This window comes from Paracoccus xiamenensis (assembly GCF_011308835.1).
GTDB lineage: Bacteria > Pseudomonadota > Alphaproteobacteria > Rhodobacterales > Rhodobacteraceae > Paracoccus > Paracoccus xiamenensis.
This window is the reverse complement of sequence record NZ_JAAOHY010000001.1, coordinates 1,383,448-1,391,989: the sequence shown is the minus strand read 5'-3', so window position 1 is coordinate 1,391,989 and position 8,542 is coordinate 1,383,448. Positions and strand designations below refer to the sequence as shown.

At 64.5% G+C, this 8,542-nt stretch carries 8 protein-coding genes, 1 tRNA gene and 1 pseudogene; 6 read left to right on the top strand and 4 right to left on the bottom strand.

Translation table 11 applies throughout. From position 1 onward, the window contains the following. The first annotated feature begins 348 nt into the window (after positions 1-348). Positions 349-1,448, top strand: a protein-coding gene (locus G7044_RS06790; protein WP_235931155.1) for an IS3 family transposase whose coding sequence is annotated in 2 segments (ribosomal slippage) — positions 349-607 and positions 607-1,448 — 1,101 coding nt in all. Because the reading frame shifts where the segments join, the coding sequence is not laid out codon by codon here. A 70-nt stretch (positions 1,449-1,518) separates the two neighbouring features. On the opposite strand, the pseudogene G7044_RS06785 reads toward G7044_RS06790, so the two are convergent. The 4 genes and pseudogenes from G7044_RS06785 to G7044_RS06770 form a co-directional block, all read right to left on the bottom strand. After that, positions 1,519-1,947 (bottom strand): annotated as a pseudogene (locus tag G7044_RS06785) (AAA family ATPase); the annotation flags it as partial. 170 nt (positions 1,948-2,117) lie between these two features. Continuing rightward, positions 2,118-2,193 (bottom strand) — tRNA-Ala (locus tag G7044_RS06780). 165 nt (positions 2,194-2,358) lie between these two features. Continuing rightward, the gene (locus G7044_RS06775) at positions 2,359-2,757 is read right to left on the bottom strand and encodes a DoxX family protein (RefSeq protein WP_407947383.1); all 399 of its coding nucleotides are present in this window, start codon (positions 2,755-2,757) and stop codon (positions 2,359-2,361) included. 62 nt (positions 2,758-2,819) lie between these two features. Next, a complete protein-coding gene (locus tag G7044_RS06770; RefSeq protein WP_166327191.1) occupies positions 2,820-3,140 on the bottom strand; it encodes a TIGR02300 family protein in 321 nt (106 codons plus the stop codon). Positions 3,141-3,224: 84 nt separating this feature from the next. Between G7044_RS06770 and G7044_RS06765 the strand changes: the two genes are divergently transcribed. From G7044_RS06765 to G7044_RS06745, 5 genes are all read left to right on the top strand, one after another. Further along, positions 3,225-3,929 (top strand): M48 family metallopeptidase, encoded by a 705-nt coding sequence (locus tag G7044_RS06765; protein WP_166327189.1) that lies wholly within the window; start codon positions 3,225-3,227, stop codon positions 3,927-3,929. A gap of 31 nt (positions 3,930-3,960) precedes the next feature. Next, positions 3,961-4,617, top strand: coding sequence for a GntR family transcriptional regulator (locus G7044_RS06760; protein ID WP_166327187.1), 657 nt, complete (start codon positions 3,961-3,963; stop codon positions 4,615-4,617). A gap of 51 nt (positions 4,618-4,668) precedes the next feature. Further along, the gene (gene argS, locus G7044_RS06755; RefSeq protein WP_166327185.1) at positions 4,669-6,414 is read left to right on the top strand and encodes an arginine--tRNA ligase; all 1,746 of its coding nucleotides are present in this window, start codon (positions 4,669-4,671) and stop codon (positions 6,412-6,414) included. Between the two features lie 65 nt (positions 6,415-6,479). Further along, a complete protein-coding gene (locus G7044_RS06750; RefSeq protein WP_166327183.1) occupies positions 6,480-7,553 on the top strand; it encodes an SPOR domain-containing protein in 1,074 nt (357 codons plus the stop codon). Further along, positions 7,550-8,542, top strand: coding sequence for a glycoside hydrolase family 3 protein (locus G7044_RS06745; RefSeq protein ID WP_166327181.1), 993 nt, complete (start codon positions 7,550-7,552; stop codon positions 8,540-8,542). Before G7044_RS06750 ends, G7044_RS06745 begins: the two co-directional genes overlap by 4 nt.

Genomic DNA, 8,542 nt, shown 5'->3' with positions numbered 1-8,542 from the left:
GCGCAAACTCGATGGCCAGAACCGTCTGCCGGAGATCATCCAGGGGGTTGAGTTCCGCGACGGCCTCCGCCAACTTCAAGTCGCCGCCTGATCAAGCGTCACCAACTTTCGCCCATATCTCCACTCGAGCCTCGACGGGCTCACCCCGCGGGAGTATCACAAACGGTCAAAAGAGGACCAAAACATGAACAGAGCTTACTTATAAACGCGGACTCCAAGGGGAGCAGGTCAACACCTAAACTCGTCAAAGCACAATCGGCTAGACCACGGTATCGATATGGCAGTTGACCTGAGCCCCGTTTCTTCCTCCGTTTTGAAGTAGAGTCCACTTCAACCAGGAGACGGACAATGAATCGATCAAGGTTCACGGAAGAGCAGATCATAGGGATGCTGAAGGAGCAGGAGGCCGGCAGGGCGACGGCCGATGTCTGCCGCAAGCACGGTGTCAGCACGGCGACGTTCTACAAATACAAGGCTCGGTTCGGCGGGCTTGAGGTGTCTGATGCTCGACGTCTCAGAGCGCTCGAGGACGAGAATTCCAAGCTGAAGAAGCTGCTGGCCGAAGCCATGCTGGACAACGCGATCCTGAAGGATGTCGCATCGCGAAAGTGGTAACGCCCGGCGTGAAGCGGGAAGCGGTGGCACATGTCGTGGCGGTCCACGGGGTGAGCCAGCGACGGGCGTGCCAGGCGCTGGCGGTGGACCGGTCGAGGGTGCGCTATCGCAGCGTGCGGCCGGACGACGCCGAAGCGAGGGCTGCGATGAAGGCCATCGCGTCCGAGCGGCGGCGGTTCGGCTATCGCCGCATCCACGTAATGCTGGAGCGGCAGGGGATCATGATGAACCTGAAGAAGCTCAGGCGGCTCTATCGCGAGGAGAAGCTCCAGGTGCGCCGCCGGGGCGGCCGGAAGCGGGCCCTGGGAACGCGCAGGCCGATGCTGGTGCCGGATGCGCCCAACCGGCGCTGGAGCCTGGACTTCGTCAGCGACGCGCTCACGGATGGCCGGCGTTTCCGGGTTCTCGCCGTGGTCGACGACTACAGCCGGGAGTGCCTGGCGCTGGTGGCGGACACGTCGCTCTCAGGCCTTCGTGTCGTGCGCGAGCTCGATGCGCTGATCGCTCGACGCGGCCGACCGGCGATGGTGGTCTCGGACTACGGGACGGAACTGACCTCGATGGCAGTCCTGAACTGGTGCCAGCGCACGGGTATCGACTGGCATTACATCGCTCCCGGCAAGCCTATGCAGAATGGCTTCGTCGAGAGCTTCAACGGACGCTTCCGGGACGAGTTTCTCAACGAGACGCTGTTCTCCTCGCTGGCCGATGCCCGAGAACAGATCCAGGCATGGCGGCACGACTACAATCACCACCGACCTCACTCGGGCCTGGGGAACATCCCGCCCGTCGAGTTCGCGGCGCAGAAGGGGCTCGCAATGCGCGCCGCGTAGCCTCAGAAATCAACCTGCGGACTCTCCGGAAATCCGGAGGAGAGTCGGGTCTCAGATCAATGACGGTGAAGGTTGCCTCGGCCTCGGAGCGGGTCTGCGTGCGTTCGGAGTCCTGTGTGAAGATCTCATCCCAGTAGGGCGTCAGGAAGACGCGGGCGTTGTAGCGGGCTGCCTTGGCTGCCGCAGTGACGTGGGGCGGCGCGGGGAGGCCGCAGAGCTTAAGGTGGCCCAGAGTGTCGGGAATGCCGCGGTCGAAGATGACGGGGCCTGAGAGTGCCTGAGCGTCCTCGTAGGCGCGGAGGTCGCGCTCGAGCATGCGTTCGGCATAGGCCATGCGGTCCGCCCAAGGGAGGGCGTCTCCGCCGCTGGCCAGCTCCTCGCGAATGATCGCGCGGCCGGATTCGGGAATGTTATGAAAGCCACGGCGGGCAAGCTCGGTGATCAGGCTGGTTTTGCCCGCACCGGGACCGCCCGTCACGACGAAGAAATGGTCGCTCATGGGCCATCCTCGGATTTGACAGGGGAAAGCGCTGCGAAGCGATCGACACGCTAGGAGCGGCGATCAAGGCAGCATGGATTTTCGTAGGGAAAGCAGCACCGGTCTGCGCGGCAGAGGCAAATTCTCTGACGATAAAGGCAGAACTATCTGGTGCTCTTCACTGATTTTATTGGTGGAGCCAAGGGGAGTCGAACCCCTGACCTCTTGAATGCCATTCAAGCGCTCTACCAACTGAGCTATGGCCCCACCGGAGGTCTGACAGAGCGTGTTGCGCCGCTGCCGTGGGGGGTCGTATAGGGGCAGCCGCCGGGGCCTGCAAGCGGAAAGTTTCACTTTTCTCGATCTTTCTGGGCGACGAAAAAAGCGGGACCGATAGATCCCGCTTTTTTCGTTTTTTCCCAGAGCCTTAGGCTACTTGTCGCGGCCTAAAATGCGATCGAGGCTGATCGGGCCGGGGCCGGCGAACACGATGTACAGGAAGATGAAGCAGTACAGAATCGCCGCATCTCCGCCGTTCAGTGCCGGAACCCAATGCTGTGGCGCATGTGCCAGCCAATAGGCGCAGGCCATCAGCCCAGACAGAAGGAACGCGACGGGGCGCGAAAACAGGCCGACGATCAGCAGCGCGCCGCCCACAAGCTCCAGCATGCCGGCGATCCAGAACCGCGACATAACCTCGGGGAAGGCGCGATCGCTGGCCGGAAAGCCCAGGATCTTCTGCGTGCCATGTGCGAAAAAAACCAGCGCCGAGACGATACGCAGGACGCTGCGCATCTCGGGGGCGAAGGCATTAAGTTTCTGATAGTTCAAGGTAGTCTCCCTGTTCCGAAGCGTGTCGGAACAGGGTTAGGTATAGCTGGTTGCGATTGCAATCAGTCTTCGTCGTCGCCGGCAACGTCTGCGATATCGTCCAGCGACACGTCGCCGTCGTCATCGTCGTCTTCCAGCAGGTCGTCGTCCAGATCGCCGCTGTCATCGTCGTCCAGATCGTCATCGATCAGATCATCGTCCTGATCGTCATCTTTCGAGGCGGTCTTTTCCGAGACCAGCGAACGGCCGCGACCCTGGGTCAGACTTTCAATCGTAAACTCCGACCCGCAGGCGGGGCAGGTCATCGGGTCATTTTGCAGGTCGTAGAAACGGGTCCCGCAATGCGGGCAAAGGCGCTTCGTGCCCCATTCCTCTTTGGGCATGGTAATCTCCTTACGCAGCGGATAGGTGAATCCCGGACGCCCTGCCACAAGCCCAAGTGGCTGTAAAGGCCTATCCCGACAGCAATGCACGAACAGTTTCAGATCGACAATATCCCGGTAACGGTGCGGCGCAATGCGCGAGCGCGTCGAATGACGCTGCGCGTGGCCCGCGCGGGCGGTGCGGTTGTGCTGACGCTGCCGATGCGCGCGACGCTTCAGGCGGGCCGCGAATTCGCCGCCTCGAAGGCGGATTGGCTGCGGCGTACGGTCTCGGCCATGCCCGAACCGAAGCTGGTGGTCGAAGGTGCGCGCCTGCCTATCGCTGGGCAAGAGGTGCTGTTGCGCGCCATGCCGCTGAAATCGGTGCGGCTGGAAGACGGCGTGCTTTATGTGCCGTCGCGGGGTGCTGTCGCGGTGACAGTTCAGGCCTGGCTGAAGCATCGCGCCCATATCGCCCTGCGCGAGGCGGTCGACCGCTTCGCCACCCGACTGGGCCGGCAACCAAGCGCGCTGAGCCTGCGTGACACCCGCTCGCGTTGGGGCAGCTGCACCCATGATGGCCGGCTGATGTTTTCCTGGCGTCTGGCCATGGCCCCGCCCAAGGTGCTGGAATATGTCGCCGCCCATGAGGTCGCGCATCTGGCCCATATGGATCATTCCGAACGCTTCTGGGCGCAGGTCGAGGTGCTGATGCCGGGCCATGCGCCCTATCGCAACTGGCTGCGGACGCATGGCGCGGACCTGCAGGCCTGGCGCTTCAAATCCGCATCGGCTCCGGTCGGGTCTTGACGATCTCGGCGCTTGTGATCACAAAGTCGGCATGAGTGCCGCTCGCCCCTCTGACCCCGCCGCGCATGAGCGTCTTTACCGCAATTTGCGCGGGCGCATTCTGGTCGGCGAACTGCCGCCCGGCCAGCCGCTGACGCTGCGCGGGATCGCTGCCGAATACAATGTCTCGATGACCCCTGCGCGCGAGGCTGTGCGCCGCCTGGCGGCCGAGGGGGCGTTGACGCTGTCGACTTCGGGGCGGGTGACGACGCCCGAACTTTCAGTCGAGCGGATCGAGGAACTTGCCGCCCTGCGGGCGCTGATCGAACCCGAACTGGCCTCGCGTGCGCTGCCGCGCGCCCATTTCGCGCTGATCGACCGGCTGAGCGCGATCAATGGCGGCATTGCCGATGCGGTGATGCGCCATGACGCGGTCGGCTATATCCGCAGCAACCTGGAATTTCACCGAACGCTGTATCTGCGCGCGCAGGCCCCGGCGATGCTGGCGATTCTGGAAACGGTCTGGCTGCAACTGGGGCCGACGATGCGCGCATTATACGGTCGCGTGCAGCGCAACGAACCCCCGCGCCATCACCGGCTGATCATTGCCGCGCTGAAGGCCGGGGACGAACCCGGCCTGCGGCTGGCGGTGCGCGCCGATGTGACGCATGGCCTGCGCCACCTTGCGGCAGAGGCCACGCCCCGTTGACCTTCGGGGTCGGGCGGGGCTATCGCAGAACTGAACAAGCGGAAGATGAAGATGAACCTCTTTGCCGATATCCACGGCGTCGTGCTGGACGCACTGAATGCGATGGTCGATGCGGGCGAACTGCCGGCCGGGCTGGACCTGAAAAACGTCACGGTCGAGCCGCCACGCGACGCGGCCCATGGCGACATGGCGACCAATGCCGCGATGGTGCTGGCCAAGCCTGCGGCCATGAAGCCGCGCGACATCGCAGAAAAGCTGGCGGCCAGACTGACCGCGGACAGCCGCATCCGCAGCGCCGAGGTGGCGGGACCGGGCTTCATCAACCTGCGGCTTGACCCCGTGGTCTGGCAGGGCGTGGTGCTGGCGGCGCTGAACACGCCTGACGCTTACGGCCGCTCGACGCTGGGGCAGGGGACCAAGGTCAACGTCGAATTCGTCAGCGCCAACCCGACCGGTCCGATGCATGTGGGCCACACCCGCGGTGCGGTCTTCGGTGATGCGCTGTCCAGCCTGCTGGCCTTTGCCGGCTATGACGTGACGCGCGAATATTACATCAATGACGGCGGCGCACAGGTCGATGTGCTGGCGCGCTCGGCCTATGAGCGTTACCGCGAGGCCAACGGCCTGGAGCCGGAAATCCGGGAGGGGCTGTACCCCGGCGATTACCTGATCCCGGTCGGCGAGGCGCTGAAAGAAAAATACGGCGACAGCCTGATCGACAAGCCAGAGGAAGACTGGCTGGAGGAGATCCGCGAATTCGCCACCGATGCCATGCTGGCGATGATCCGCGATGATCTGGCGCTGTTGAATGTGACGATGGATGTCTATTCGTCCGAAAAGGCGCTGTACGGCTCGGGCCGGATCGAGGCGGCGATTGACCGGCTGCGCTCGGCCGGGCTGATCTATGAAGGCACGCTGGAGCCGCCCAAGGGCAAGCTGCCCGACGATTGGGAAGCGCGTGAACAGACGCTGTTCCGGTCGACGTCCTACGGTGACGATCAGGACCGTGCGGTGCAGAAATCTGATGGTTCATGGACCTATTTCGCGCCCGACATTGCCTATCACTGGGACAAGATCGACCGTGGTTTCGACCAGCTGATCGACATTTTCGGGGCCGACCATGGCGGTTACGTCAAGCGGATGAACGCCGCCGTGGGCGCGCTGTCCAACGGTCGGGTGCCGCTGGATGTAAAGCTGATCCAGCTAGTCAAGCTGTTCAAGAATGGCGAGCCCTTCAAGATGTCCAAGCGGGCAGGGACGTTTGTCACCCTGCGCGATGTGGTGGAACAGGCGGGCCGCGATGTGACCCGCTTCCACATGCTGACGCGCAAGAACGACGCGCCGCTGGATTTCGACTTTGACAAGGTGCTGGAACAGTCCAAGGACAACCCGGTCTGGTATGTGCAATATGCCAGCGCGCGGGTGAACTCTGTCATGAAGAAGGCCGCCGAAATGGGCGTCGATACCTCGGACGCGGCACTGGCGCAGGCGGATCTGTCGCGGCTGAGCCACCCGGCCGAGGTCGAGCTGATCCAGAAGCTGTCCGAATATCCGCGACTGATCGAAGCTGCGGCCACCGCACACGAGCCGCACCGGGTGGCTTTCTACCTGTACGATCTGGCCGGCGCGCTGCATTCGCTGTGGAACCGCGGCAATGACGACCTGTCGCTGCGCTTCATTCAGGACGGTGATGCAAAGGCCACAGCGGCAAAAATCGCGCTATTGCGTGCCGTTGGCGTTGTCATTTCGTCTGGGCTTGCTATTCTTGGGGTGACTCCGGCCAAGGAAATGCGCTGACATAAGGTGCCCTGGCCGGTATCGGGCAGTAATCAACAGCCGGTCAACCGGCAGGCAGGCATCGTATGGCAGTCACCGATTTCGGCGCGCGCCGATTCGCGGATTCCGAGCCCCGCAGGGCCCGGAACTATCCCTATCAGCATCACGCGCAGGACGATTATGACGAGGAATATGGCTGGTACGACGACGGCCAGGCCGATCTGATGGACCAGCCCGAGGGGCTGAGCGCGCGGCTGGGCCGGCTGACCCATTATCTGGGTGCCGTGCTTTCGGTCATGCTGCTGATCGGGCTGGTGGTCTGGGGCTACAAGCTGGTGGCGCGCGACGTGTCGGGCGTGCCGGTGATCCGGGCCACGATGGGCGAATCGCGCACCGCGCCCGAAGAACCGGGCGGTGAGCTGGCCCGGAACGGCGGCCTGACCGTGAACGAGGTCGCCGCCGGCGTCGCCATGCCACCCAATGCCGAAATCGCCATCGCCCCCGCGCCGACCGGCCTGTCCGATGACGACGTCGCCATGGGCGAGTTGGCCGACAGCGCGGCGCTCAGCGCCGCTGCCGATGCCGTCATGCCGGCCGCCGCAATTGACCCGGTGGTTGCCCTGACCGATGCCGAGACCGCAGCCGGCATCAGCGCCGAGGAGCCGACCGATCTGGCCGCCATGGGCATCGTCAGCGCCGAAGACCTGACCGCGACCACCGCCGAAGAACCCTTGGCCGCGACGCCGACCGCGGCGATTGCCGCCTCCCGTCCGGCGCCGCGCCCGGCCAGCATCGCTGCACGCCGTCAGGCCGCTGCGGCTGAAACGCCGGCCGCGCGTCCCGCGATCGAGGAAGCCGTCGCTCAGGCCGTGGCCGAGGAAGCCCCGGCACCTGCACCGGTCAACGTCGCCTCGGGCGCGCCGGTCGTGCAGCTTGGCGCCTTCGATTCCGATTCCATCGCCAACAGCGAATGGGGCCGGATCTCTGGCCGGTTCTCGTCGCTGTTCTCGGGCAAGTCGCAGGTGGTGCAGACGACCAACAAGAACGGCCGCACCTTCTATCGCCTGCGGGTTGCCGGTTTCGACTCGCGGGATGATGCGCGCCGCTTCTGCGCCGCGCTGCTGGCCGAAGGCGCCGACTGTATCGCGACCCAGCAATGACCGCTGCGATCTTCGGCCTTCTGGGCCCCGAACTGACCCCGGCCGAGCGGGATTTCTTTCGCGCGGCCGACCCTTGGGGCTTTATCCTTTTTGCCCGCAATGTCGAAAGCCCTGACCAGCTGCGCCGGCTGACGGGCGATCTACGCGAGGCGGTTGGGCGCGATGCCATCATTACCATCGACCAGGAAGGCGGGCGGGTGCAGCGGATGCGCGCGCCGCATTGGGCCGAATGGCAGCCGCCGCTGGAAGATGCCGAACGCGGGGCAGAGGCCATGCGCCTGCGTTACCGCCTGATCGGGCAGGAATTGCGGGCCGTGGGCTTGGTCAGCAATTGCGCGCCGACGCTGGATATCGCCAACGACCAGACGCATCCCTTCCTGCAGAACCGCTGCCTTGGCCGCAATGTGAACGACATTGCCGCGCGCGGCCGTGCCGTGGCCGAGGGCCTGCTGGAAGCCGGCGTGGTCCCGATCATGAAGCATATGCCGGGCCATGGCCGCGCCATCGCCGACAGCCACCATGAGACTCCAGTCGTGACCACGCCGCATGCGGAACTGTCGCAGACCGATTTCGCCGCCTTCCGGGCGCTGAACGACCTGCCCATGGGGATGAGCGCACATATCCGTTTCGCCGATCTGGACGAGGCGCCGGCAACGTCCTCGGCCCGGATGATCGGCATCATTCGCGACGAGATCGGATTTGACGGATTGCTGATGACCGACGACATCTCGATGAACGGGCTGCAAGGCACCATCGGCGAACGCAGCGCGGCCTCGATTGCGGCGGGGGTCGACCTGGTCCTGCACTGCCATGGCCACATGTCCGAGATGGAGGAGGTCGTCGCCAATGCCGGCGCCATGACGCCCGACGCCCGCCGCCGCGCCGACCGCGCGCTAAGCTTCCGGCGCGGTCCCGACAGCGTCGCCGCGGCCGAGCTTCTGGCCCAGTACCGTGCGCTTGGCGGCAAGGTTGACTGGGCGCAAGCTTGA

Excerpts from the sequence above, each read along its gene's own strand:
- G7044_RS06770 (WP_166327191.1), bottom strand. The coding sequence starts at position 3,140 with ATGCCCAAAGAGGAATGGGGCACGAAGCGCCTTTGCCCGCATTGCGGG.
- G7044_RS06765 (WP_166327189.1), top strand. The coding sequence starts at position 3,225 with ATGCACGAACAGTTTCAGATCGACAATATCCCGGTAACGGTGCGGCGC.
- G7044_RS06760 (WP_166327187.1), top strand. The coding sequence starts at position 3,961 with ATGAGTGCCGCTCGCCCCTCTGACCCCGCCGCGCATGAGCGTCTTTAC.
- argS (WP_166327185.1), top strand. The coding sequence starts at position 4,669 with ATGAACCTCTTTGCCGATATCCACGGCGTCGTGCTGGACGCACTGAAT.
- G7044_RS06750 (WP_166327183.1), top strand. The coding sequence starts at position 6,480 with ATGGCAGTCACCGATTTCGGCGCGCGCCGATTCGCGGATTCCGAGCCC.
- G7044_RS06745 (WP_166327181.1), top strand. The coding sequence starts at position 7,550 with ATGACCGCTGCGATCTTCGGCCTTCTGGGCCCCGAACTGACCCCGGCC.